The sequence below is a fragment of the Vibrio limimangrovi genome, assembly GCF_054064025.1.
The window spans coordinates 113,527-138,239 of record NZ_JBSUGF010000013.1 but is presented as its reverse complement, the minus strand read 5'-3'; the positions used below and the strand labels follow the sequence as shown (position 1 = coordinate 138,239).

At 45.1% G+C, this 24,713-nt stretch carries 20 protein-coding genes and 1 pseudogene; 9 read left to right on the top strand and 12 right to left on the bottom strand.

Annotated elements, in window-relative coordinates:
- Window positions 1–392: pseudogene (locus ACWYU8_RS18330) on the top strand (hypothetical protein); the annotation flags it as partial.
- A gap of 7 nt (window positions 393–399) precedes the next feature.
- Window positions 400–2,043 carry a BatD family protein gene (locus ACWYU8_RS18325; RefSeq protein ID WP_457521167.1) on the top strand — a complete coding sequence of 548 codons (1,644 nt, stop codon included), beginning with the start codon at window positions 400–402 and terminating at the stop codon, window positions 2,041–2,043.
- Between the two features lie 95 nt (window positions 2,044–2,138).
- On the opposite strand, the gene pstB is transcribed toward ACWYU8_RS18325, so the two are convergent.
- The 5 genes from pstB to ACWYU8_RS18300 form a co-directional block, all read right to left on the bottom strand.
- Complete coding sequence (gene pstB / locus ACWYU8_RS18320) at window positions 2,139–2,888, bottom strand: phosphate ABC transporter ATP-binding protein PstB (protein ID WP_457521166.1); 750 nt, start codon at window positions 2,886–2,888, stop codon at window positions 2,139–2,141.
- A 60-nt stretch (window positions 2,889–2,948) separates the two neighbouring features.
- Window positions 2,949–3,812: a phosphate ABC transporter permease PstA gene (pstA, locus tag ACWYU8_RS18315; protein WP_457521165.1), complete on the bottom strand. Its 864-nt coding sequence runs from the start codon at window positions 3,810–3,812 to the stop codon at window positions 2,949–2,951.
- Between the two features lie 22 nt (window positions 3,813–3,834).
- Window positions 3,835–4,767, bottom strand: a complete 933-nt coding sequence (gene pstC / locus ACWYU8_RS18310; RefSeq protein WP_457521164.1) for a phosphate ABC transporter permease subunit PstC — start codon at window positions 4,765–4,767, stop codon at window positions 3,835–3,837.
- Between the two features lie 99 nt (window positions 4,768–4,866).
- On the bottom strand, window positions 4,867–5,688 hold the full coding sequence (locus tag ACWYU8_RS18305; protein WP_457521163.1) for a phosphate ABC transporter substrate-binding protein: 822 nt from the start codon (window positions 5,686–5,688) through the stop codon (window positions 4,867–4,869).
- 282 nt (window positions 5,689–5,970) lie between these two features.
- On the bottom strand, window positions 5,971–7,314 hold the full coding sequence (locus tag ACWYU8_RS18300) for a DEAD/DEAH box helicase (RefSeq protein WP_457521162.1): 1,344 nt from the start codon (window positions 7,312–7,314) through the stop codon (window positions 5,971–5,973).
- Window positions 7,315–7,857: 543 nt separating this feature from the next.
- On the opposite strand from ACWYU8_RS18300, the gene ACWYU8_RS18295 reads away from it, so the two are divergent.
- The gene (locus ACWYU8_RS18295) at window positions 7,858–8,103 is read left to right on the top strand and encodes an Lpp/OprI family alanine-zipper lipoprotein (RefSeq protein ID WP_457521161.1); all 246 of its coding nucleotides are present in this window, start codon (window positions 7,858–7,860) and stop codon (window positions 8,101–8,103) included.
- Between the two features lie 21 nt (window positions 8,104–8,124).
- Here ACWYU8_RS18295 and ACWYU8_RS18290 read toward each other — a convergent pair whose 3' ends face one another.
- Genes ACWYU8_RS18290 through ACWYU8_RS18275 form a run of 4 tightly spaced genes read right to left on the bottom strand, consistent with a single transcriptional unit; the run spans window position 8,125 to window position 12,238 of the window.
- Window positions 8,125–9,051 (bottom strand): L,D-transpeptidase family protein, encoded by a 927-nt coding sequence (locus ACWYU8_RS18290; RefSeq protein ID WP_457521160.1) that lies wholly within the window; start codon window positions 9,049–9,051, stop codon window positions 8,125–8,127.
- 6 nt (window positions 9,052–9,057) lie between these two features.
- Window positions 9,058–10,473 (bottom strand): deoxyribodipyrimidine photo-lyase, encoded by a 1,416-nt coding sequence (phrB, locus tag ACWYU8_RS18285; protein WP_457521159.1) that lies wholly within the window; start codon window positions 10,471–10,473, stop codon window positions 9,058–9,060.
- A 9-nt stretch (window positions 10,474–10,482) separates the two neighbouring features.
- Window positions 10,483–11,298 (bottom strand): MerR family transcriptional regulator, encoded by an 816-nt coding sequence (locus ACWYU8_RS18280; RefSeq protein ID WP_457521158.1) that lies wholly within the window; start codon window positions 11,296–11,298, stop codon window positions 10,483–10,485.
- Window positions 11,288–12,238, bottom strand: coding sequence for a YbgA family protein (locus ACWYU8_RS18275; protein ID WP_457521157.1), 951 nt, complete (start codon window positions 12,236–12,238; stop codon window positions 11,288–11,290). Before ACWYU8_RS18275 ends, ACWYU8_RS18280 begins: the two co-directional genes overlap by 11 nt.
- Before the next feature lie 398 nt (window positions 12,239–12,636).
- Between ACWYU8_RS18275 and deoD the strand changes: the two genes are divergently transcribed.
- Together deoD and ACWYU8_RS18265 are read left to right on the top strand one after the other, a co-directional pair.
- Window positions 12,637–13,347, top strand: a complete 711-nt coding sequence (gene deoD, locus ACWYU8_RS18270; RefSeq protein ID WP_457521156.1) for a purine-nucleoside phosphorylase — start codon at window positions 12,637–12,639, stop codon at window positions 13,345–13,347.
- A gap of 57 nt (window positions 13,348–13,404) precedes the next feature.
- On the top strand, window positions 13,405–14,928 hold the full coding sequence (locus tag ACWYU8_RS18265) for a transposase (RefSeq protein WP_457521155.1): 1,524 nt from the start codon (window positions 13,405–13,407) through the stop codon (window positions 14,926–14,928).
- 104 nt (window positions 14,929–15,032) lie between these two features.
- Here ACWYU8_RS18265 and ACWYU8_RS18260 read toward each other — a convergent pair whose 3' ends face one another.
- Together ACWYU8_RS18260 and hisC are read right to left on the bottom strand one after the other, a co-directional pair.
- Window positions 15,033–15,806, bottom strand: coding sequence for an ABC transporter substrate-binding protein (locus ACWYU8_RS18260; RefSeq protein ID WP_457521154.1), 774 nt, complete (start codon window positions 15,804–15,806; stop codon window positions 15,033–15,035).
- Window positions 15,807–15,827: 21 nt separating this feature from the next.
- A complete protein-coding gene (gene hisC / locus ACWYU8_RS18255; protein WP_457521170.1) occupies window positions 15,828–16,919 on the bottom strand; it encodes a histidinol-phosphate transaminase in 1,092 nt (363 codons plus the stop codon).
- Between the two features lie 149 nt (window positions 16,920–17,068).
- On the opposite strand from hisC, the gene ACWYU8_RS18250 reads away from it, so the two are divergent.
- Complete coding sequence (locus ACWYU8_RS18250) at window positions 17,069–17,971, top strand: LysR family transcriptional regulator (RefSeq protein ID WP_457521153.1); 903 nt, start codon at window positions 17,069–17,071, stop codon at window positions 17,969–17,971.
- 146 nt (window positions 17,972–18,117) lie between these two features.
- On the opposite strand, the gene ACWYU8_RS18245 is transcribed toward ACWYU8_RS18250, so the two are convergent.
- Window positions 18,118–19,209 (bottom strand): M20 family metallopeptidase, encoded by a 1,092-nt coding sequence (locus tag ACWYU8_RS18245; RefSeq protein ID WP_457521152.1) that lies wholly within the window; start codon window positions 19,207–19,209, stop codon window positions 18,118–18,120.
- 230 nt (window positions 19,210–19,439) lie between these two features.
- Here ACWYU8_RS18245 and ACWYU8_RS18240 point away from each other — a divergent pair, with 230 nt between their 5' ends.
- From ACWYU8_RS18240 to ACWYU8_RS18230, 3 genes are read left to right on the top strand one after another with little or no spacing between them, the layout of a single operon-like run.
- A complete protein-coding gene (locus ACWYU8_RS18240; RefSeq protein WP_457521151.1) occupies window positions 19,440–20,438 on the top strand; it encodes an ATP-grasp domain-containing protein in 999 nt (332 codons plus the stop codon).
- The gene (locus tag ACWYU8_RS18235) at window positions 20,435–21,877 is read left to right on the top strand and encodes an ATP-grasp domain-containing protein (protein ID WP_457521150.1); all 1,443 of its coding nucleotides are present in this window, start codon (window positions 20,435–20,437) and stop codon (window positions 21,875–21,877) included. Before ACWYU8_RS18240 ends, ACWYU8_RS18235 begins: the two co-directional genes overlap by 4 nt.
- A gap of 14 nt (window positions 21,878–21,891) precedes the next feature.
- Window positions 21,892–24,555: a M14 family zinc carboxypeptidase gene (locus ACWYU8_RS18230; RefSeq protein WP_457521149.1), complete on the top strand. Its 2,664-nt coding sequence runs from the start codon at window positions 21,892–21,894 to the stop codon at window positions 24,553–24,555.
- Window positions 24,556–24,713 lie beyond the last annotated feature (158 nt).

Below are 24,713 nucleotides of genomic sequence, written 5' to 3'. Positions count from 1 at the left end.
AACAGCAGCAACAGCAGCAACAGCAGCAACAGCAGCAACAGCAGCAACAGCAGCAACAGCAGCAACAGCAGCAACAGCAGCAACAGTCTCAAAGTGACGAAAACCAAGAGCAAGGGCAACAGTCACAAAACCAGCAAGATTCTGAAAATAAAAAAGAAAATCAACAAGCTAAGCCCAAGCCAGTCAAGCCAACTGAAAATGAATCTTCTGAGCAAGACGGCCAAGCGATGAAGGTACAGGCTCAAGCAGCAAAATCGCATCAGGATGACCCTGATTTCCGCCGTTTAGAAGCGGTGGAAAGTGCCCGAGATCCAAGCTTTCTGATTCGTGCCCAAATGCAGTTGCAAGCGCAGCAAAAACAACGTCCACAACAATCTCAAAAGGAGTGGTAAGCCAGTGATGAACAAAGGCATAAAACTGGTCTTTATTCTTTTGACCAGCCTGTTAACTAGCGTTTCAGTTATGGCTCAAAGTCTGGAAGCGAGTGTTAACAAAACTCAAGCCGTTAAAAACGAAGTGATCAATCTAAGAGTCATGGCGGACACAGAATTGAGCTCCGATGCGATCGATTTCAGTGTATTAGAAAAAGATTTCTTCTTAGGGCAACCTCGTTATGGACGCTCTAGTAATACAATCAACGGCCGTAAATTTTTGCGTACCGAATGGAGCATCGCGATTGCACCGATGAAGGAAGGTATCTTAACCATTCCAAGCTTCTCGGTAGATGGCATGAAAACTGAACCGATAAAACTGCACGTTACCGCGAGTCAACAGGAACCTGATATCGAAGATCTATTCAGTTTCACGATGCGTGTAGACAATCATACTTTATACCCACAACAATCCGCGAATTTACGTATGCAACTGATTATCAAGGCGGATACCCGACGTTTAGACAACCCTAAGATCATTCCACCTAGCATTGATGGCATGAAGCTTGAGCCTGTTGGTGAAATGCAGCAAGGTCAGCGTGTCATGGATGGCCTTGAAGTCACCGTGGTAGAGCAGTCTTTTCGTTTAACCGCCGATAACGCAGGGTCTTACACGCTAAACGGACCTCAACTCACAGGCTCGTACATTTATGGTGATAGTTTATCTGGTTCCACCCAAATCATTCCTCTCAAAACCAACGTTGAGCAGATGCCTATTACGGTGAAAGCAATTCCGAGTGAGTTCCAAGGCAAATGGTTGCCGGCATCCGCACTAGAGCTAACACAAAGCTGGCAAGATGATAAAGGTAATACGTTGTCGCCAAATGCTTTGAATAAAGTGAAACAAGGCTCATCAGTTACTCGTACAATTCAAATCAAAGCACGAGGCACCCAAGCAGAGTACTTACCAAGGATAGCAATGGAATATCCGGGTTCATTGCGTGTATATCCAGAGCAGCCAAAATTTGAAACAACAACAGATGGTATGGTCGCAATGACACTCAAGCAAGTTATCATACCAACAGAAGCGGGGTCATATACGCTGCCAGGCTATTTACTCAACTGGTGGAACAGCAACTTCGACGAAGCAAAAACAGCAACGCTCGATTCTCTTAAGTTGGATGTTGAACAAAGTGATATTGGCTTGATTACGTTGCCAGAAGCCTCAATACCTCAAACGCCAAGATCAGACGCAATCGCTGTTCCACAAAGCGGCGTCAATGAGATTTGGAGAATCCTCACTTTTGTCTTTGCCGGACTTTGGGTCGTGACGTTAATCATCACTGTCATGGTTTGGAAAAAGCGTCCCGCGGTCACAACAGCAAAAGAGGTGCAAATATCCCATTCACTTAGCGTTGAAGAGCTTAAGAAAGTCGTCAGAGAAGGCGACGCTGCAAAAATCGACCGAGTCATTAACGAATTTTTAACTACTTACGCTGAACAATTGAATCCGCAAGTAGTCGCAGCGGTCAAATACGAACTTGAAGCGATGAATCGCGCTCGATTCAGTGCCAATCAACAGCCTTGGCATTCAAATTCGCTACTAGCCAATATAGGAAAACTGGCAAAAGTTAAAAGAACGCACTCCAGCCCCCAGCTTGAAAGGCTATAAACAAAAAAAGCCCCTCATAAAGAGGGGCAAAGTTACCATCGCTTATAGTTATGTTGTTATGTCAGTAAATGTCTTCGATTAAACCGTGCCTTCGATTAACCGAAGTCACCGTTTACATAGCCTTGAGTTCGGTCATCTTGTGGGTTGTTGAAGATAACTTGCGTATCGTTATGCTCAACCAGCTCTCCCATCAGGAAGAACGCAGTGCGGTCTGAGATACGACGAGCCTGCTGCATTGAGTGAGTTACGATAACAATGGTGTAATCCTTCTTCAGCTCTTCCATCAACTCTTCAATTTTATGCGTTGCAATTGGATCAAGTGCCGAAGTTGGTTCATCCATTAAGATCACATCCGGTTCCATCGCGATCGTGCGTGCGATACACAAACGCTGTTGCTGACCACCAGAAAGACCAAAAGCGTGCGATTTCAGACGATCTTTTACTTCGTCCCAAAGGGCTGCGCCACGCAGTGAACGCTCAACCACTTCATCGATGTACTTTTTGTCTTTAACACCTTGAGCACGCAGGCCGTAAGCCACGTTCTCATAGATGCTCATTGGGAATGGGTTCGGCTTCTGAAATACCATACCTACTTTGATACGCAGATCCGCGACATCAATGTTGCCGTAGATGTTTTCGCCATCCATTGCCAGCTTACCAGTGATCTTAACGCCCTCGATAAGATCGTTCATGCGGTTCAGACAACGTAGCAGGGTTGACTTACCACAGCCTGAAGGGCCTATTAGTGCCGTTACCTGACGAACAGGAATAGGCAGGTTGATCGATTTCAGTGCTTGGTTTTCACCGTAAAATAGGTCTAGGTTTTCAATATCAAACTTGTTCATGTTCTTAATCTCTTAAATCTTGAATTCGTGTCTTTTAACGTGCGTTCTTAATTTGTTTTGTTAGTAAGTTGCAGTGTTAAAACGTCTTGCAATCAGTTTAGTCACCATGTTGATCAAAAGAACAACGACGATCAGCACTGTTGCCGTACCGTAAGCCTGATTCCATTCCTCAACGGTAAACAGTTCGGTAGTCAGTTTGTAAAGGTGAACGGTTAACGTACGACCTGAATCCAATAAAGAATCAGGAATACGAGCAACCATACCTGCTGTCAGGAATACCGGAGCAGACTCACCAATGACACGACCAATACTTAGAATGACCGAGGTTAAGATACCTGGCATTGCACTCGGAAGAATCAAACGCCAGATTGTGTAAATTTTAGAAGCGCCAAGGCCATAAGAACCTTCGCGATAGGTTTGTGGCACTGCCATCAGAGCCTCTTCCGTTGTACGGATGATAACTGGCAGAATCAGAATACTTAGTGTCAGTGCACCCGATAGAATCGAGAAGCCCAAACCAAGAATAGCCACGAAGAAAGTCATACCAAACAGACCGAAGATGATCGACGGGATACCTGCCAGAGATTCAGTACAGAATCGAATCACTTTCACCAAACGGCTGCCCACTTTTGCGTATTCAGTCAGGTAGATTGCCGTCATGATACCCATCGGTGCTGCCACTGCAATTGAAGCGATAACCATGTAAATGGTTGACACAATCATTGGGAAGATACCGTGCTCGTCACCAGTGCGTGTGTAGTCATCAGAAATAAATTTCCAGTCTACGTGCTGTAGACCGTTCGATAGGATGTACCAGATAATCCAGAATAGAAAACCTACCGTTAGTGCTGCCGAAATCCAAACCAAAGCGCTGAAGACGTTATCTTTGAACTGGCGAGCTTGTTTTAGTTTTGCGCGATCCATAATAGTCACCTTTAACTCGCGATTACTTCGCTTTTTCTCGGTTTAGGTAAAGAAGTACAGCGTTCAACGACATGATAAAGACCAGCAGTACCACACCCGTTGCGTACAGCGCGTTGGCGTGAACACCACTTGCGTAAGACATTTCAATCGCAATGTTAGCCGTCAGCGTACGAGCTGAATCTAGAATACCTTCCGGCATCGCTGGGGCGTTACCCATAACCATGATGATTGCCATCGTCTCACCCAAAGCGCGCCCGATACCAAGAATCACACCGGTCATAATGCCTGAACGAGCTGCAGGAACGAGCAATTTGAAAATGGTGTAGATTTTTGAAGCGCCGAGTGCTAGTGAGCCTTCTTTGTATGCACGAGGCACAGCACGAATAGACGTTTCAGAGACCGTAATTACCGTCGGTAAAATCATGACACCAAGAACGATGATACCCGCCAGAATCGTGTTACCCGCAGGAACGTTAAAGATGTTTTGAATCAAAGGTACGATGATGACCAGACCGAAGAAGCCATATACCACAGAAGGGATACCAGCCAGGAGTTCAACTGCAGGGCGGATGACGTCAGCCAAGCGCTTAGGTGCGATTTCAGCGATGAAGATTGCGGTTAATACGCCGATAGGAACCCCCACCATAACGGCACCTGCGGTAGACACCACAGAAGCAACAATCATGGTTGCGACACCATAAAGCGCAGGTGGAAGCCAGTTTTGGCCAAATACAATGCCCGAAACCCCTGCTTCCTGAAATGCAGGAATACTCTCTCGAATGATGAAGTATGCGATTACCGCTAACGATACGATACCGATAACAGCACTGGTAAGGAACAAGCCGTGGAAGATACGCTCTTTCCAGTCTACACGACGCTTCTCGCGCAGACGTGGCTTGCTGATAGCTTTAGCGTCAGTATTCATAAGCTTTTCACTATTTGTTGCGATGGTCATTTAGAAATCTCACGGTTCTGGTCTTTAGCCGACGAACGCTATGGATGAAAAGGCTCAGCCCTAAATGGCGGGCTGAGCAAATTTAAGAGTCCCGTAGGATTAGTGAACTGAGATGTAACCGTTTTGGTCAACTAGTTTTTGAGCATCTTCAGTAAGCATCCAATCTAGGAATTTTTGCGTTTCTGCAGAAGGCTGGCCTTCTTTGTAAAGAACAAGGAATGGACGAGCTACTTTGTAAGAACCGTTCTTAACGTTAGCAACTGTTGCATCAACACTGTCGATTGCTAGAGCGTGAACTGTGTTATCAACAGTACCCAGAGAGATGTAGCCGATTGCGTATGGGTTAGAAGCAACCATAGTTTTTAGCGCACCGTTACCGTTAGCAACTTGAGCACGTTGAGAGATAGCAGAAACTTCCTTATCAGAAACTTTCATTTTAAGAGACATGATATCTTCGAATGCGCCACGAGTACCAGATGCTGTGTCACGAGTGATTGCTACGATTGGCTTGTCTTCACCACCAACTTCTTTCCAGTTAGATACTTCGCCTTTGTAAATTGCAGTTACTTGCTCAGCTGTTAAGCCTTTTAGATTGTTTTGTGGGTTAACAACTACTGCGATACCGTCACGCGCAACAACTTCTTCGATAAGAGTTGGCTCTTTTTCAGAATCTTTTAGGTCGCGAGAAGACATGCCTAGATCTGCAGAACCGTTTTTAGCCGCTTTAACACCAGCTGATGAACCAGGGCCTTGAACCTCGATAAATACTTCAGGGTTCTTTTTCATGTATGTTTCAGAGAAAACTTCCATCAGTGGAGTTACGCTGCTAGAACCCACAGCAGAGATAGTTTCTTTAGCAGAAACAGAAGTCACTGCCATTGCGCCTAGAAGTGCGATTGCACCGATTACTGTCTTTTTCATCACAATTTCCTTAAAGTGGCTTTATTGCCGTTGTGTTTCACTTGAACGGTGCCCACTTTAGAACCCAAATGTGACAGTTGTGTTTCACTTAATTGAAGCCTCTATGACACATTTCCAATCCCGTATGAAAATTGAACGAATAATCTGGCGCTTACATTTATCTTTTTAATTCACTGGCATTCTATGCACTGCCCGAATCAGTGACTATTCTTGCTGTTTTTTAGTTTTAGAAATAAAAAAGCTCCGCGATTTTGCGGAGCTCTCCTGAATAGATTCCAGAGATTAATCTTCTGAACTTGGTTCTGCTGGCTTCTTCTTAGGAATGAAAACATCGTCACCCACTGACACGTTTTTGTAGAAGCTCTTGTCGCGTTTAACTGGTGACTTCGCAACTTTTTTTGCTTGAGGGCGTGCTTTCTTGGCTACGACGTTCTTGTTGCGGAAAGCGGGTTTGCGAGGCTTCAAGCCTTTGAACTTACCTTTAAGATCGTCAAATTCAGAGAAAGTCAGATCTTGTTGTAGGTAAGCTTCAACACGTTTAAAACTATCCCAGTCTTTTGGACCAACCAGTGACACCGCATCGCCCTTATTACCAGCACGGCCAGTTCGACCCACCCGGTGAACGTACTCTTCTGTGTGCTTAGGCATGTCAAAGTTGATTACGTGAGTCACTGTTGCGATGTCCAGACCACGAGAAGCAACATCCGTGGTTACCAGGATCTTAAACACCGCTCGCTCAAACTGACTCATAATAGTGTTACGTTGAGTCTGGTTTAAGTTACCGCTCAGCGCTACCGCTTTAAGTTTCTTCTCGTTCAGTTTGTTTGTCAGGCGCTCGGTATCATCACGAGTCGCCGTAAAGATAATCACCTGACGGTAGTCGGCTTCTGAAAGCACACGTTCAAGAATCGCTTCTTTATGATCAAGGTGATCGCACAGATAGAATTTTTGTGTGATGTCTTTGTGTTCTTCGTTAGATACGCCAATAGCAATGCGTTTTGGCGCGTTAAGCATTTCTGCTGCAATACCGTTTACTTCAGCATGATCCAAAGTTGCAGAGAACATCAACGTCTGGCGACGACGGTGTTTAGCGGCCTTGTGAATACGACGTAGCTCAGGAGCAAAACCAAGGTCTAGCATACGGTCAGCTTCATCCAGAATGAGCGTTTCTAAACCATCAAGAAAAAGAGAACGATGTTCTAAGTGGTCAGCTAAACGCCCTGGTGTTGCCACAATGAATTTTGGATAACGTCGCAGTGCTTTCACTTGATCGTTAAAATTTTCACCGCCAAGTATCAGAGCTGCATCGTAAGACAGACCAGCAAGCATTGAACGAAGTTCACCATAGACCTGCTTAGCCAACTCTCGTGTTGGAGCCAAAATCACCGCTCGGGGATCTTTCGCCGAAAACGATTTTGTCTTAAGCGACTTATGAAGCATTGGCAATACAAACGCTAAAGTCTTGCCTGAGCCCGTTTTCGAAGACGCCAATAGATCCTTGCCTGCAATCGCAACAGGAATCGCCTGCTGCTGAATTTCAGTCGCTTTTTTAAAATCGTAGTGTTTTAGGTTCTTCAACAATCGGTTGTCTAGGCCTAGATCTTTAAATTGCAAAGTATTCTCCAATAAATCAGTCAGTATTAGTGCTCATGATGGCGTTTTCGCACTAAACATGGCAAAAAATAAAAGCCCGATATAATAGCGCAAATCATAGGAGTATAGATAGAGATCACACAAACTAATTCTGGTATAAAAAATAAAGTTACTTTTGAGACAGTAGCAACTTTAAAAACACACCTACTATCTATGCCCTAAACTTAAGGGAGTCAAGACATCGCTGCCGTGCCATTTGCCCAAATTGTCCTGAATTATCAAAGCGTATTATGGATATTTGCGAACAGGAGCTTCCATTTGCGTCAATATCGTCTAAATTATTGATATCAGGAACGTGGCAAAAAATACCTGCTATGAAGACTGTTGTGGAGTAAATGAAAGCGGAAGTGTTGTCTTTTGTTAGGCTCAGGTAAAAGTTAACGTCGGGTAACCCATGAAATTCTTGGGTTTTTTTGACTTTTGCTACATCATGTACTGATACAATGTGTACACATTTAACCTCGCTTCAAAAACAATAAACGAGCGAGAATTTCACTATAAGCAAGGAGTTCTTATATGAACAAAACGTTGATCGCAGCTGCAGCAGCTTCAGTACTTCTACTAGCAGGTTGTGCATCTTCTGATGACGCAACTTCAGCTAAACTAGATGATCTAAGTAATCAAGTTAGCCAACTAAGCCAAGACGTGCAATCTCTTCAATCTGACGTTCAAAAGTCAAATGACGCAGCAATGGCTGCTCAAGAAGAAGCTGCACGTGCTAATGAGCGTATTGACAACATCGCTCAATCTTACACTAAGTAATTCATAGTGTTATGCCGCGCCTCACGGCGCGGTTATTTCTACTGGTACACCATTCTGTGCGGCAATCACTGCTTTTGCCTTTACATCTTTCAATCCAAATTCACTCAGCCACCAGCCTAACTCTTTCGGCAATTCCAGGTCATCTTTCTTACCATTACTGCGAGTTAACGGCTCATGAGCTTCAATAAAGACACTTCGATCAGGCTCTAGTGCCACTTTAACCGGTTGGTTAATAACCTGCACTTTTTCCCCGCGGCGAACTTGCTCAAACAACCATTCGATATCACTTGGATCCATGCGGATACAGCCAGCGCTTACACGCATACCAATACCGAAATCTTTATTGGTACCGTGAATCAGATATTCTCCGTTTCCATAGGCTAAGCGAAGCGCAAACATACCCAGAGGGTTATCAGGCCCGGCAGGAACAACCGCCGGCAGATCAATCCCCTTCGCTCGGTATTCAGCCCGAATTGAAGCAGGAGGCGTCCAGGTAGGGTTAGGGCGTTTTTGGCTAACGCTTGTGGTCATCACTGGCGTATCTCGTCCGATACGACCAATACCAACGGGAAATACGTGGACTATCCCCCCTTGTGATGGGAAGTAGTACAGACGTAGCTCTGCCAGATTAATGACAATACCTTGGCGCGGGACATCCGGCAGAATAAGCTGGGTTGGAACAGTAAGAACATGTCCGGCTTGAGGAAGGAAAGGATCCACACCTTTATTCGCCGCCATTAAAGCGAGCATACCGACATCATAGTGCTTAGCAATGTTAGCCATCGTTTCGCCATCTTGCACCACGTGGTTCTCAATACGACCAATAAGACGACTGTTGTCTGTTGGCAAATCGTACATCTTAGCAAATGACAATCCACTTACTAATGACAACGATACTGATAACAGGGTTCGTTTTGCGATACTCATTGATCGCTTTTTGCTAAGCATTTCACTTTATTCCTTGGCGCTTTTGAAGAGCTGTAAGGTTATCTCTCTTTCCACTTTGTGATCAACCACCGGAGTGTGATAATCCAGTAAAGAAAACCCCTCCCACATCCATGGTTTGTGGACGAACTTGTTTGGCACACGCTTAATTTCCGGCACCCAATAACGAACAAAGGTACCATCCGCATCAAACTTTTCGCCTTGGCTGACGGGATTGAAAATTCGGAAGTAAGGCTGACCATCACAACCGGTCGATGCAGACCATTGCCAACCTCCATTATTAGCCGCAAAATCACCATCGACAAGTTTGCTCATAAAGTAGACTTCTCCCCACCGCCAATCAATGTGCAGATCTTTAGTCAAAAAGCTCGCGACTATCATACGTAAGCGATTATGCATCCAGCCTGTTTGATTTAGCTGGCGCATGGCGGCATCAACGATAGGATATCCCGTAGTCCCGGTTTTCCAGCGCTCGAAAGCTGGCTCGTCGTATGACCACTGAATCTTGTCTTCCCATTCAATAAAGCCTTTTCCTTTAACTAATTTTGGTTCAAAAACCAGCAAATGTTGATAGAACTCTCGCCAAATGATTTCGCTTAGCCATGTCGCTTTTCCTTCAGACAAGTCCGGATGTGCACTCTCAGCATACAACCGAGCAAGACACTGCCTGGGTGACAAAGCGCCTATCGCTAAATAAGGAGAGAGTTGACTGGTGCCATCAATAGCCGGGAAATCACGCTGATCCCGATAATCATCACTGCATTCACGAACGAACATTCTCAGCTGTTTCAGAATGTCATTCGTCGACGCAAACCAATGATCACTGGACTCTCGCGGATAACTGAATGTGAAACAGTCATCGAAGCACTTTCCCTCCAGAACTCGCAACACTTTGTTCGAAAGCTCTTCCTGAACCTGAGGTTTCGAGACTATAGGTACTTGGAACATTTGCAACCAGGCTCTTTTAAAAGGGGTAAATACCTTAAAATAGTCACCTTGCTTATTAAGAACGGTCGTTGGTGCGTGAACACACTTATCATGAAAGAGCTCAAAGCCAATGCTGGCTTGACTTAACGAGTCTGATACCTTGCGATCCAGCTCCTGCTCATTGACTTCATAATGAATATTCGCCATCACGCTGGTCACGTTTAACAATTCTGCCCAGCCACTAATCACATCGATGCAGTCATTGAATTGTTCGACTTCAGCATATAGAAACGGAATATTGAGTTCGTGAAGTTCTCTGTTAAGGTGCTCTAACCGACGGGCGACGAGATCCGCTTGCATTGGAGCCATGTGATGCTCTCTCCACTGCTGCGGCGTTGCAATAAAACACGCGACAACAGGCTGCCCGGAATCCAGCGCCGCCTTTAGTGCTGTGTGGTCTAACGTTCTTAGATCACGTCGAAACCAGACCAGAACCATACTGACTCCTTAACTACTCTGCGTGTGGCCTAGGTGGAGTTTTTCGATCACCTCTGAGCACTGAATTTGATTCGGGAATTGAGTCTGTAACGCTTTTAACGCTTCTACTTGTTTGACTGGTAGTGCTTTGTTGGAGAACAGAAATACTTGATGATAACGCTCAATTACCTCGTGTTCGATTAAGCCAGAAATGTCGTTTACTTTGTCAATTAAGGTGACGTGATATCCCAGTTCACAAAGCTTCGCCGCTTGAATCCAGCTTTCCGATTCCCGAAGCTGTTCAAAACTGACGAGCAAACACTTCCCTTTCGAAGCTGCCTTATTTTCAGAATCAATCACGAGTGCGAGTCGCTTGATGAGGCAGGTTTGGAAAAGTCCCTTCTGCAAGGATCGAAGCGAGCCTTTGACTAACTCCAATGCATCAAACACCGGATTAATAAATTGCTCAACGACTAAGTTAAAAGGATACTCCTTCATCACGGACGTCAGAACGCTCTCTATCTTAGCGCTATTAAGTTGAGACAAAGCGGACAACAAGGTCTCAACTTCTTCTAATACGTGCGGTTCCGAACTGATTTCTACATCATCTGCTTTTCCTAGCAAGCCTTTTACTTTGCCGATAGCGATACCTTTCACCAACCAGCTTTGTATTTCTCGGATCGTGTCAATATCCTGCTGGCGATATAAGCGATGACCTTTTTCTGTCCGTTGCGGTTGAATAAGGTTATATCTTCTCTGCCATGCTCTCAGCGTGACGGGTTTTACGCCCGTCAACTCTGCGACATCTCTAATTGCGTATAGTTTTTCTTCTGAACTACAAGCCATAACGTAATCTCATCTCCTGCGGGTGTGGCTCTAAGTATTTTTGCTTTTGTAAATACTCGTCCGGATAAGTATTTAGATAATGCTTAATCAGGGTTAGCGGAGCAAGCAACGGCAACAAACCGGTTCGATAATCATGAATGACGGTCGCCAGCTCTTCCTTTTCTCCTTTATTCAGGGAGCGTTTGAAATACCCCTGAAGATGCATCAGAACATTGGTGTTATTTTTGCGGCTCGCTCGGTTTGTGAGGGCTTTCATTAACCCTAAGCGATATGCTGTAAAAAAGTATTCAATGTCGTAGCGTGCAACATCAGCCACCAAACGCCCCAGCGAACGATACGATTCAGGATGATGCGCCATTAGCGTTAATTTATAGCGGGAGTGGAAATCAATGATTTTGCCTCGGGTTGGCTCTCCTGACATTGACTCATAAAAATCATTGAGACAGTACACGCGAGTAATGAAGTTCTCTTTAAGCACAGAGTCATTCAGACGTCCATCTTCCTCGATCGGTAACCATGGCATCTTCTGCATTAGTGTTTGAGTGTACAAGCCTACCCCTTCTTTTGAAGCATTATGATTGCTGTACACTTTAACACGCTCCATACCGCAGGTTGGCGATTTGGCACAGACGATGTAGCCACATAAATTCTGCTTCTCTAGCTCATCAACTTTGTTCGCGGAGTATGCCAACATATTGTCAGTGTGGTCATTTTCAGGATTTTTTGTTTCCACCAGTGCCAGGCGTTCTTCATTAGAGATCAACCGAATCGTAGGTCTAGGTACTGGCATACCAACGCCGACCTCAGGGCAAACAGACACAAAGTCGAAGTAATTACTGAGCTCTTTCGTTACGAAGTTACTCACCTTATGACCAGAGTCGAAACGGACACGTTCACCTAACACACAAGAACTGATACCTACTTTGATTGAAGATTCCATGATTACGCCATCCCTATACAAAAGGTTTTGTTGTATAACTTATAGCAATCTTGCCAAGATTGTACAAGAAATTTAGTTGTACAATTTAAACATTTTACACGCTCGAACTGGACTTAGATCACCGCGAATACAAAGAAGTCATGCCGCCTTATACTTTGATTTTGCGTGCGACATCAATAAATCGTCTCTAAGCAAATCGATTGCCTTTTGGCTTTCAACATATTTCGTTATAATCATCAAACTTAGTTCCCATAAGGGTTGTTTTTGTGACCAATATCTCAAGGATGTGGCTTACTCCCCGATATTATTGCCTCAACGAAAACGAACGAATTCAACAGAATTGGTAACAGCCATCTATACTAGATGCGTTTTACCAAACAAGACTTTGGAGAGCACTTATGGCAACCCCACACATCAACGCACAACCAGGTGATTTCGCTGAAACAGTTCTAATGCCTGGCGATCCTTTGCGAGCTAAGTACATTGCAGAAACGTTCCTGGAAGATGTGAAGCAAGTTTGTGATGTTCGAAACATGTTCGGCTTCACTGGCACTTACAAAGGCAAAAAAGTATCCGTAATGGGTCACGGTATGGGGATCCCTTCATGCTGTATCTACGTACACGAGTTGATCGCTGAGTTCGGCGTGAAAAACGTTATCCGCGTAGGTAGCTGTGGCGCGGTACGTGACGATGTCAATCTGATGGACGTTGTGATCGGTATGGGTGCTTCTACTGACTCAAAAGTTAACCGTATCCGTTTCAACAACCACGACTTCGCGGCAATTGCTGACTACGACCTTTTAGAAGAAGCAGTAAAACAAGCTCGTCTGCAAGAAGTACCAGTAAAAGTGGGTAACGTGTTCTCTGCAGATCTGTTCTACACACCTGAAGCCGACCTGTTCGCGAAGATGGAAAAACTAGGCATCCTGGGTGTAGATATGGAAGCCGCTGGTATCTACGGTGTCGCTGCAGACCTGGGTGCAAAAGCGCTGACTATCCTGACCGTTTCTGACCACATCATCCGTGGTGAAAAACTAAGCTCAGAAGAACGTCAAAAATCGTTCAACGACATGATGAAAGTTGCTTTAGAAACCGCAATCAACATCTAATTAATCATTTGCAGCCGGTGCCTGACTGGCTGCCCGAATTACCCAGAGGGGGCGATCGTGTCTAACGGCGAACTGCCAAAAGATGCAGATGGGTTACAACTCAACTTTTGTAAAACATTGGCGTGTGACAACTTTGGATTGAGTGATGCGAAACGTTACGTTCTGCAGCATGCTAACCCCAAGCGCCCGGCGATGGTTTGCCGTGAATGTGGAGCTTTCCCCCCTTTACTTAACAACCGCGATGTAGTTAACGAACTTCATCGTCTGCGGCACGTCCATAGTGACGGGTTGCCTGCCTGTCGTAATAATGAATGCGACAACTTTGGACTCTCTGTCCACACTCACAAACACCTCTACCACGCTTTTGGTTACAGTGGAGACCGCCAACGTTACCGCTGCAAAGCATGCCAAAGTACGTTCGTCGATAAATGGTCCGGTGCAAATAAAAAGCTTCAGTTCCAAGAGAACTTAATGGCTTTGTTGTTCACTGGTTATTCCGTGCGCGAAATCTGTCGTAAACTCAGCATCAACCCTAAAACGTTTTACGATCATGTTGATCACATTGCGAGTCGCTGTCGCCGGAAACTCGCGACTATTGATGCGCGTTGGGTAAACCACGCTAATCATTATGAATTAGCGTCGAATTACATCGCTCTGCAACCAAAAAGTAATAATGGCGTGTACTGGATTGTCTCCGGTGAAGCACATTCCGGTTATATTCTCTGTCAGCACGTGAACTACTCATCAGACGAGGAGCCAATAGGTACGCTTGATCACAACCCATACGATCAGGTTTCTCGGTTTGTTTCTCAAGAATACACAGCCGAAGCCAGCGAACCACCAGCAGAGCCTTCAAGCAAGCTTCGTGAACGCATCGACCAGAAATATCAGACCATTTTGGCTCGGGCTAATGTCGAAGACCCGCTAGGAAATCTTGCGACATTCCACTATCCGTCAAAAGGTGCACTCATTCGTCCACCTTACACGTCGTACGCTCATTATCTGCACGTACTTGATATGTGCGGGTCAAATAAGCACGTTGCTATTTACATGCCTCAAGATCCTCTCCTCCGTTCGGCAGCGTTGAGTGTCTGCTTATCTCGCATTAAAAATAAAACTGTCGATTTAATGTATGTGGAAGAAGATCCAGCCTGGGACATGAGCTTGCCATTTGGCAAAATCGATATCGTTTACATGAGTTGGTGGAGAGACCGTTGGGCTATCTCAAATCAAGGGGGTATCTCAAACCAAGGGGGTATCTCAAACCAAGGGGCTATATCAAATCAAGGAGATAGAAGCAAAGGCATTTGTTACCTTGCTGGTGATAACAATGAGCCGGAAAAATGGTTCAATGTCGCGACGACACGTCAAGTACAGTTCTACCAAAAGCGATTCCAGCTACTGTTCGAAAGCTTCATTAACGAACCACGACGTAAATTAAGACCTGGTGGTATTTTACCGCTTCTGGACATATTCAGAGCTTGGCATAATTTGTGTTATCAAGATAAACAAGGTCTCACTGCGGCTCAAAGACTCGAAGTTACAGACGCGCCTTTGACGATTAAACAGCTCCTATCCTAACGACTGAATTGTTGTGATGTAGAAATTAAGAACCAGTCAGGATCAGTGAATACAAAAAAGCCTACCCTGCTGAGCGAGATAGGCTTAGTGTTTTTGATTAAAGCTTACAGCTCTTCGCCATAGATATCGAAGGAGAAGTATTTCGCAGCGATCTTATCGTAGGTGCCATTCGTGCGAATCGTCTTAATAGCTTGGTTAAACTTCTCAGCTAATTCTTTATCGTTTTGACGCAGTGCCAAAGCGGTACCCTCACCGATGTAAGCTTTATCAGTAACCGCTTCACCGACAAATTCATGGCCTTGACCAATTTCTTTCTCCAGGAACGCCAAAGCAAGCTGATCTGAGTTACCAAAGGTAGCATCCAAACGACCGTTCGCCATGTCCAGATACACTTCATCCTGACCTGAGTAGCGCTTGATTGTTGCAACTGAACCAAATTTATCTGTCACGTAAAGATCATGAATAGTACCGCTTTGCACGCCAATCACTTTATCTTTTAAACCAGCTTCACTAATTTCAATATTGCTGCCTTCTTTAGCAACAAAACGCGCTGGAGTCTGGTAGTACTTATTGGTAAATAGTACGCGTTTTTTACGATCATCCGTAATACGCATTGAAGCCATAATCACGTCTGACTTACGTGCAAGCAAACCAGGAATCAGAGAATCCCATCCCTGTGAAACCCAGGTACATTCTAACTTTGCCTCTTGGCATAAGGCATCAGCGATTTCGATATCAAAACCGACTGGCGTACCGTTGGCATCCATGTAATTAAATGGTGGGTAAGTAAAGTCAGAAGCCAGACGAACTTCTTTCGCCATCAAAGGTGTAGATAGTAGTGCAGCAGTACAAGCTAATGCGCTCAGCATTTTCTTCATGTGTAATGTCCTTATTATATTTCAGTTGATGGTGTCAGTTGATTGCTCGAGATGCAAGTTACATATAGTTTCCGCCACTTCCAGCATGCTCTTTTCCGAACCGATCGTGATTCGAACGCAATTCTGCAGACTTGGCTCATGAGTTTGGTTACGAGTCACAATTCCTTGTTGACGCAAGTATTCAAAAAGATTGACGTGCGGTTTAGTGCGAATCAATACGAAGTTAGTCGCTGACGGATAAATGGTTTCTATCCAGTCCACATTTTTAATACGCTCTATAAAACGTTGACGAGATTCAATTAAGGTATGGGTATGCTCCGCTACCTTTTTTAATCCTTCCGCGCTTAACGCTTGTAATACGATTTCCGCTGAACTATCAGGCATTGGATAAGGCGGGATAAGTTTACACACAAAGTCCATTATCGATTGCTGGGCAATAATAAATCCGCATCGTACCGCTGCAAGTCCAAAGGCTTTGGACAAGGTGCGAATCACAACCAGATTCGGATAACGGTCAATCAGCTCAACCACGCTGTGGTCAATCTCAAATTCAATATATGCCTCGTCTACAACCACTATCGCGCTCTGTTGTGTCTGCTCCAATATGTCAACGATCTTTGCGTAGCTCAGAAGCTGACCGGTTGGATTGTTTGGTGAACACAAAAATACGAGGTTAGCCTGTTCTGCTGCTTTCACAACACTCTCAACGTCAAGGTCAAAGTTTGGCAGAAGTAGTGGGCTATCTATCACGTCAATAGAGAGCGACTCGGCACAAAACTCGTACATCGCATAGGTCGGAGTGCAAATAGCGATGCTGTCTTTTCCTGGCTGGCAAAAGGTACGGATAAGCAAATCGATCGCTTCGTCCGCACCACGTACCGCTAGGATAGGTTGCGACGTAGAGCAATAAGCTTGATACGCAGCCGCAATGTCGTGAGGTAGAAAATCTGGATATCGATGCAGTGGTGACTGATGTTCTTTGTAAAGCAACGGCTCTTCAAGTTCGTTGGCGTTAAGCCATAATCTTCCTGACCCACCAATACGTCTTGCCGATTGATATGGTATTAACTTTTTTATGCTCTCAGGAGCTAACTTCTCAGCTAATGACATTATAATTATCATCCCAATATGAATACATAATCAGTTTTATCCGATTAAATTAAATTTAATTTCTTTATTGGTAATAAATTAGTCAATAATCTCTTTCGGTTAAATCGAAATAAAGGCATACTAGCCATGCAAAATAATAATGGGTAGATGACATGCAAAGCAGACTTCCTTCGACAAAAAACCTACAAGCTTTTCTGGCTACAGCCCAGCACCTGAATTTCACTCATGCGGCTGAAGCCCTTAATATGACGCAGGGCGCGATAAGTCGTCAGATTCAGTCGATAGAGAGTTTGATGGGTGTCACACTGTTTTATCGTCAGGCTCGAGGTTTAGCCTTAACTCCGGAAGGCGCAAAGTTTATTCCACTGGCAGAAGAGATCATCCTGCTCTTACAAGCATCGATTCGAGAAGTAGTTGATAGTGCGAACCGCATCAAGCTCAACGCGCCTAGTTGTATTACTTCATGGCTGTTAGGTCACATAGCCAACTTTCAACAAGCCTACCCCGATGTAAACGTGGAGTTGACCTCGACAACCAAGCATCAGGCTATCCCCAACTTTGATAGTTTCGACTTAGTCATCTCTTACGGAAAGCCTATTCGCAGTAAAACCATTGATCAGGTGTTGCTCTTCGATGAGATTTTAGCTCCGGTCTGCGCTCCACAGCTATGGGATACGATAGCTACACAAGGTTCGGGCAACGAGCTGGATGAATTGAACCTCCTCAAGCGCTGCACATGGCTGCACGCCAATACGGAGCAATCAGACTGGTCGATGTGGCTGGCATCGAGAGGCCATAGCAATATTCAGGGTAGAGGTAATCAAACCTTCGCCACATTGGATCAGGCAGTTAATGCGGCTCAACAAGGGTTTGGAATGGCGATAGGTGATATTACACTGGCCGCACAAGACTTGAAGTCAAAGCGATTAATTCGGCCATTCGACAGCTATGTGGCGTCGGGTAATGGTTATCATCTGATTAACCCTACACAAAAAGGCAATATGATGGTTGGTAAATTAGTCGACTGGTTAGTCGAACAAAGCAGAGATACTTAATCATTGCGCCACAGTAGCTAATACCGTCTGAAACTTATTACTTCATTTCATGCGATTCAGGCAACGATTCGAAGATCTCGCCCTAGCGGTGACACTGTGGCGAGACCATTCTTCTTAACCATAAATGGCTATCGTAAATGTAGTTCTCACACACTATAAAGCGTGAGGATTTTTGTCACTTCATCAATGCGGCGAGTAAAGCTCGTTTTTAATGCACGCTCATGGTGAGTATGATCGCCATCGCCAAACGGGCCAAAACCGTCTAAAGTGGCAACGCCCATTCCAGCCACCACATTAGCATCACTCACCCCACCACGCTGCTCGGTCAGTAACGAATACCCCAGTGCAGATTCAATCTGTGCCAGAAACTCAGCTTGAGCAGCAGTTGGAGACATGACATCGCGCTGCAGGCCCCCGCTGAGTTCAGTTTTCACGCCGTTCACTTGAGGATGCTGAACTATGCTTTCAATACTTTCAAGTACACGCAATTGCTCTTCAAGCGAAGTAAATCTAGCCTCTACCGTAAGGTGGGCTTGTGGTGAGATGGTATTAGCGCCAATACCGCCTTCAATTTTACCGACATTTACCGTAGTACCCGCAGCTAAATCAGTTAATTCACTTAGCGTAATCATCATCTTAGCTGCGGCAAGGTTTGCGTCACATCCCTGTGCGTAGCAATTACCCGCATGGGCAGCTTTACCGATTAGATCAATATGGTAAGTCGCCACGCCTTTTCGACCAATCACCACTTCGTGGTTCTCACCTGCCGCTTCAAAATCAATACAAGCTGCATAATTAGTCGAAAGTGCTTTAGTCAATTCACGGCTGTCATCACTGCCTATCTCTTCATCACTGACGAGCAGAAAGTCAACATTGCTGATCGCCCCTCTCTGTGCAAATACATTGCGCAGAGCTTGCAGAGCAACAAAGTTGCCACCTTTCATATCACACACGCCTGGGCCGTAGACCCAAGATTGATCTTGGCTAAAACCTTCGAACGTCCCTGGTGCAAACACTGTATCTAAATGGCCTAATAACAACAATTTCGGTACATTTTCACGACTATTAGTGCTAAATAGCAAATGATCCCCAATATGTTGACGCTGATAGCGCTCACAACCAAAGCCTAATTCTCCCAACCACTGCTGCATAAGTTGGCCTGTCTGATCTACTCCGGATTTGTTATGTGTCCAGGAGTTTATTTCTACCAATTGTTTCAAATCACCAAAGTCCAACATGCGTAAACGACCTTCCATGTGTCTAGAAGTTATAGCTTGTCCAGAGCCTATAACATTCGATTAATGTGTAATAAATATTCAATGAAAGGATGTAAACATATAGCCCTATTGTGACAAAGGCATTAATAAGCAAAGCAGAAGAAACAAACAATTAACATAAATCCAACCCCCCGAAATAGTTAGTTCACAGGCTCAAATATGAAGGGGAATATCAAATAATGGAGCTATACATGACACGGAAACAAGTTGGCATTTGGATGTATGAAAATAGCGGTGGTAGCCAAATTCAGAAGAAAATGGTGGATCAACTGCGCGAGCGCGAAATCGAGTCTGTTTGTGGTCTGAACCTTGCGCAAGCGAGCGCCAAAGACGGAACCGTTTTCTGTCAAGGCAAGGACCTGTCTGAACTGGAACTGTTTTTCTCTTACAACGCTGGAGAACAAACGCCCTACCAGGTTTACCTCTACCAAACGATCGACAGCATGATGCCGATGATCAACAACTATGCATCATTTGCGTTGACGGAAGACAAATTCCGTACCGCTCATAAACTTAAGCAAGCGGGAGTGAACACGACCGATTACGTCGTATGTAACCGCGACAACGTTGATCAGATTCGAGATCAGTTAATCGCATGGGGCGGCCAAGCCATTTGTAAACCCGTTGATGGTTGGGGTGGCAATGGCATCATCAAGCTCGAACAAGCGCGAGACATTGATCTGCTGGCGCCGTTTTTAAAAACTCACCCTAGTCATCAGTTTTATCTTGAACGTGTCATTCAAAACGATTTTTCTGATTATCGCGTTGACATTGTTGATGGTAAATTTGTCGCCTGCTATGGCCGCAAAGCAGCCGCAGGTAGCTGGAAAACCAATATTTCCAGCGGTGGCCATGTCATCCTACGTGAACCTTTGCCAGAAGTGGTTGAACTCGCTCAACAAGCTGCATTCGTAACCGGGCTCGAAATCGCTGGCGTTGATATTATTTATGACATTGAAAAACAACGTTATGTTGTTATTGAAGTCAATGGTATTCCTGCTTTTGCTACGCCAGATCAAGAAGCCTTGGGCCTGAATTTCAATGATACAAAAATCAACTACATCGTAGATCTGATTGATCGCAACGTTAATCCGGCCCAAAGCCAGTCTATGACGGCGACCTTAGACACCAGCTTCATTCATTTAAATGCCAATCACTCTAACACTCAGCAGGTAGAAATCTCATTATGACATCTCATGGCTCCACTCGCCCCAAGCTTGGCTTGCTATATCTAGATCACGTATTACGCTTTTTTGATCGCTCAAACTTCAAAGGTTGGCCCGATAAAATTGAACAAGTTGTTTATCATTGGGGAAATGACAAGCAACGCTTTATCAATGAAATCAAACGCAAAAAGATCGACGTACTGGTCGGCAATATTCCTGCCACCGCGTATGAAACCTTCCGTGAGATCAGCCGCGCCTTGCCTGAAGTGCAATTTGTTCCGTCACTCGACAGCCAGTTTTGTAATAAATCGAAAGAGAATGTCACTCACTTTTGTCATAAACATTCCCTGCCGATTCCGCGTACTGAAATCTTTTATCAAGTTGATGAAGCTCTGGATTATTTAAGCCATACCACTTATCCCAAAATTGTGAAGCGCTCCTATGGCCCTTCCAATTATGGTGGCTATTTTGTGCACAAAGTGGACTCAGAAGCCGAGGCTTTACGCCTGTTTGCGCAGAAACAATATTATCCCGCTTATATTCAGGACTTTGTACCAATGAAGGCCGACATTCGCGTCATGTTAGTGGGCCATCAACCTGTATGCGCGTTTTGGCGTCGTCCTCCGGAAGGAGAATGGCTCACCAATACTAGCCAGGGCGGCAGCATGGATTACCAAGCCGTACCAGAAAAAGTACTCGACCTTGCAGTGAAGGCTTCTAAAGCAGCTAATGCTGAGTATTGGGCGTGTGATATCGCAGTCAGCATGGACGATGATTACACCATTTTAGAATGTGCCAGTGCATTTGCTGCTTTCCCTTATATCCGTGACTGGATCGGTCAATATCTGATGTGGTTATTGGCACCAGAGTGCTTTAAAAAGCCGTATTTCGCGCATCGGAACTGGGAAGAGTTGGGAAAAATTCATTCATCTTTGCTCCGCACAATGCGCCATCTAAGTTTTGGTGAAACCAGCATTTCTACCGATACAGGCGAATACGCGCCACACAACTCAGCTTATCCACTTGTTCGCACATACCAGGAGCATGGAGAAGAGTGGCCAAGTGAAGTCTGGAATCGACAGGGCTTACTTGCCCATCAGTTAATCGCACCATCCGCACCGAAGTTGGGTGAACAATCTCGCCTTGAAGAGATTGATACTGGTATTGAAAGCCTAGACCACCTTGATTCAGAAGCGCAAAGGGCTAGTGAATACTTACTTAATTCATCAGAGCGAAAGCCTATTGGTGCGATGAATCAAACACAATTGGTGGCATTTTTCACTAGTATTAAAGGTATAGGCTTCGAGCAAGCGAACAAAATCATCACTCATCTGGGCTTTGAGCAAACCTTAACCGCGCTAAAATCTGCCCCAAATCTGTTGATGACAGTCCCAGGGATTAAGCAGAAAAAATGCGATGCGATTAGTCTGCACTGGAATTTACACTGCAAAGCACTGGCTTGAGCAGAGGTAAACGAATGAAAAAACAATACCTTTGCTATGAGCAAACCCAAAAGTTTCTCGAGCAAGCGATGGCGAAGCACCCGGATTTGATCCGTCTCGAAAGTATTGGGGAAACCCATGAGGGACGGCCAATCCTACTGGCCACCATTTCTCAAAATGTGGCCTATGCTCACCTCAAGCCTGCACTGCTCTACACGGGTACCATCCATGCACGGGAATGGATAGGAAATGAGCTGGCTGTTAGCTTTATCCAATATTTGCTGGATAACCACCAAACCAATCCAGATGTGATTGAGGCATTAAGTCGCAATACCTTGTATATGGTGCCTTGCCTCAATCCTGATGGGTTTGAATATTCGCATAAACACTTTTCTTTCTGGCGTAAAAACCGCCGTGATAATGGTGACGGCACTTTTGGCGTGGATTTAAACCGTAACTTTGGGGTGAACTTCCGCCACACAACTCAAACCAGCTCTAATATTTACGGTGGTCCAGAAGCCTTTTCAGAGCCAGAAACCCGCGCGATCAAACACTTTGTAGAGCAGCATGACAATATCTGCATCGCGCTTGATTACCATTCACAAGGTAACGTGTTTTTCCCGGCGCATAAGTTTCACCACGAGGCCGAAATTGAAGGCACCGATCTTAATGTGTTGTGTGCCAATATGGCGCAGGAGATCTATAAGGTTACCAAGCGCCAATATGGTATCCACAGAGGTAAGCCACCAGCCAACTTAATCCACGGAAGTGGGCGCGAGTGGTATTACAGCCGTGGCATTCTTGCGACTGTGGTGGAAGTGGGCAGCCGTAATATCCCAGATTACCTGATCAACATGTCGCAAAGTGTGGATGAAAACATCCCAGCACTACTTTACGCCTTGCGCAGCACGATTAATTATTCGGATTTAGCGCCCAAAAGACCCGAGTATTTTTCGGTAAAACGCGTCGATGCCACCCAGGCAGAATTAGTGTGGCAAGAAGCGGATGATAGTGGCAGCGGTTGTCACTATCAGGTTTACCGAAGCGAATCTCCGAAAGCATCTTGTACCAAGGAAAACCTGATTGCTATCACTTCACAAACCGAATTCACAGATAAGCAACTTAAAGCCGGTAAGCGATATTTTTATTACCTGCGCCGCGTAGATAAGTTCAAGAACATTGCTTCCCCTTTCGCACCAGAAATCCGCATCAAAACGCCGCTGGATAAAGCCGATTGTTCCTTTACGTTGTTCCCGACACCAGAAAAAATAGGCTATGTTGGCGAGCTCACCAAGAGCAATAGCGAACATTTTGGTCATAATTCTCTGTTTGTTGGCGTAAATAACACCAAAGGCATTTGTTATGGCGTGATCGATTATGATCTCAGCCGCTTGTCTGAAGACTCGCATATTAGTCTGGCTGAGTTTTCACTTTATCCAATGAACCGCGTTGGCGCTAAAATTGAAAATTATGGCGAGTGGTCAGTGTCGATACTCAACCCTGCAGACATCACCGACATCAGCAACTTTGAGCAAATTCATCAAGCCACTCCAATCCAAACCCTGGGCGAGACCATAGATTCCGATCGTTTAACACAGGGTATTTGGCATAGTTGGCAATTTAGTGCGATAGAAAAACGCATCCTTGAAGAGCAGTTAAAACGTGGACGTTTGCTGCTGCGCATTCAAGGCCCTGATACATTACCTCTCGGTAATGACTCCCAAATGATGCAATTTGATATTGGATATGGCCGCTTTGGCGGTGGTATTCACTATCGCCCAAGCTTGTATGTGATCTATCGCCGTAAAACCACCACGCTGCAGTTGTCTGCGGCTCAATGCCAAACTTTCCAACACAGTGAATTGATCGATAATCGACTTACGACTGGCTATGACAGCCATGGTAACGCTGAAATTGGTCAAATGGTGTTTGAGCTACCGCAACTAACCAATCCAAAGGAGCTGGTGATCACCGAAGCTGCCATCATCCTTGATATGGAAAGCACGCATGCCTTGAACCACTCGATGCGCTTTAGCGTGGCGCTTGTGGACAATGAAACTCAGCTTGATGAGTTGCCGCAAGATTTTGATCAGTTGGAATACGTAGGCTATGAAGTAAGCTCACTAGAGCTCAACCGTAACCCACGCCAAACCTTCTTATTTGATAGTTCAGCACGTCAATATGTTGAAGACTTGCACGACCGGGGGCGCTCAATTCGTTTGATCATCATCCCTACGTCGGAATCCGACACCATGGATAGCCGCGTGACATGGAAAACTCAGATAAATGAAGAATCCGTCACCCCAAAACTAATGCTAACCTATGTCGAGCGACGCAAAGAAGCCTTAGCTGCACCAACCAATCTGCAAGCCAATGTGGAAAATGGCGTGGTCAAACTCACTTGGGATAACCCAGATCACCCAGTATGGGTTGGCAGCTTTGTCGTACGTAACAGCTTTCACCCACCCAGAAACCCACTGGATGGTGTAAAACTTTACGCCGGTAAAGACGATTTCACTTACGATCGCTTTGGTAACGCCAACCTCGCCAAATACTACTCAGTATTCAGCTACGATGACGTACCAAACTACTCGTTACCTACGACAGTCAGCTATACCAGCAAAGAAGTCACTGAAGTTATTCATCAAGAGTTTGAAGCTCAGGATGAAGTGGAACAACGCTATCGTGACGGAAATTAGCCGTTAACGTTTGCAATGCACTGTTTTCAATCTATTTTCAGTGTAAAAAACAATGCCACAACCGAGTTTGCGGCATTGTTTATCTACCAACACAGCATTCGTTGCTGACGCATAAAATGGGCAACGACTTCACCAACCACACAGCAGAATTTCAAGCT

Bases quoted from the DNA above. Each gene is read 5' to 3' on its own strand.
- ACWYU8_RS18325 (WP_457521167.1), top strand. From the start codon at position 400: ATGAACAAAGGCATAAAACTGGTCTTTATTCTTTTGACCAGCCTGTTA.
- pstB (WP_457521166.1), bottom strand. From the start codon at position 2,888: ATGAACAAGTTTGATATTGAAAACCTAGACCTATTTTACGGTGAAAAC.
- pstA (WP_457521165.1), bottom strand. From the start codon at position 3,812: ATGGATCGCGCAAAACTAAAACAAGCTCGCCAGTTCAAAGATAACGTC.
- pstC (WP_457521164.1), bottom strand. From the start codon at position 4,767: ATGACCATCGCAACAAATAGTGAAAAGCTTATGAATACTGACGCTAAA.
- ACWYU8_RS18305 (WP_457521163.1), bottom strand. From the start codon at position 5,688: ATGAAAAAGACAGTAATCGGTGCAATCGCACTTCTAGGCGCAATGGCA.
- ACWYU8_RS18295 (WP_457521161.1), top strand. From the start codon at position 7,858: ATGAACAAAACGTTGATCGCAGCTGCAGCAGCTTCAGTACTTCTACTA.
- ACWYU8_RS18290 (WP_457521160.1), bottom strand. From the start codon at position 9,051: ATGCTTAGCAAAAAGCGATCAATGAGTATCGCAAAACGAACCCTGTTA.
- phrB (WP_457521159.1), bottom strand. From the start codon at position 10,473: ATGGTTCTGGTCTGGTTTCGACGTGATCTAAGAACGTTAGACCACACA.
- ACWYU8_RS18280 (WP_457521158.1), bottom strand. From the start codon at position 11,298: ATGGCTTGTAGTTCAGAAGAAAAACTATACGCAATTAGAGATGTCGCA.
- ACWYU8_RS18275 (WP_457521157.1), bottom strand. From the start codon at position 12,238: ATGGAATCTTCAATCAAAGTAGGTATCAGTTCTTGTGTGTTAGGTGAA.
- deoD (WP_457521156.1), top strand. From the start codon at position 12,637: ATGGCAACCCCACACATCAACGCACAACCAGGTGATTTCGCTGAAACA.
- ACWYU8_RS18260 (WP_457521154.1), bottom strand. From the start codon at position 15,806: ATGAAGAAAATGCTGAGCGCATTAGCTTGTACTGCTGCACTACTATCT.
- ACWYU8_RS18250 (WP_457521153.1), top strand. From the start codon at position 17,069: ATGCAAAGCAGACTTCCTTCGACAAAAAACCTACAAGCTTTTCTGGCT.
- ACWYU8_RS18245 (WP_457521152.1), bottom strand. From the start codon at position 19,209: ATGTTGGACTTTGGTGATTTGAAACAATTGGTAGAAATAAACTCCTGG.
- ACWYU8_RS18240 (WP_457521151.1), top strand. From the start codon at position 19,440: ATGACACGGAAACAAGTTGGCATTTGGATGTATGAAAATAGCGGTGGT.
- ACWYU8_RS18235 (WP_457521150.1), top strand. From the start codon at position 20,435: ATGACATCTCATGGCTCCACTCGCCCCAAGCTTGGCTTGCTATATCTA.
- ACWYU8_RS18230 (WP_457521149.1), top strand. From the start codon at position 21,892: ATGAAAAAACAATACCTTTGCTATGAGCAAACCCAAAAGTTTCTCGAG.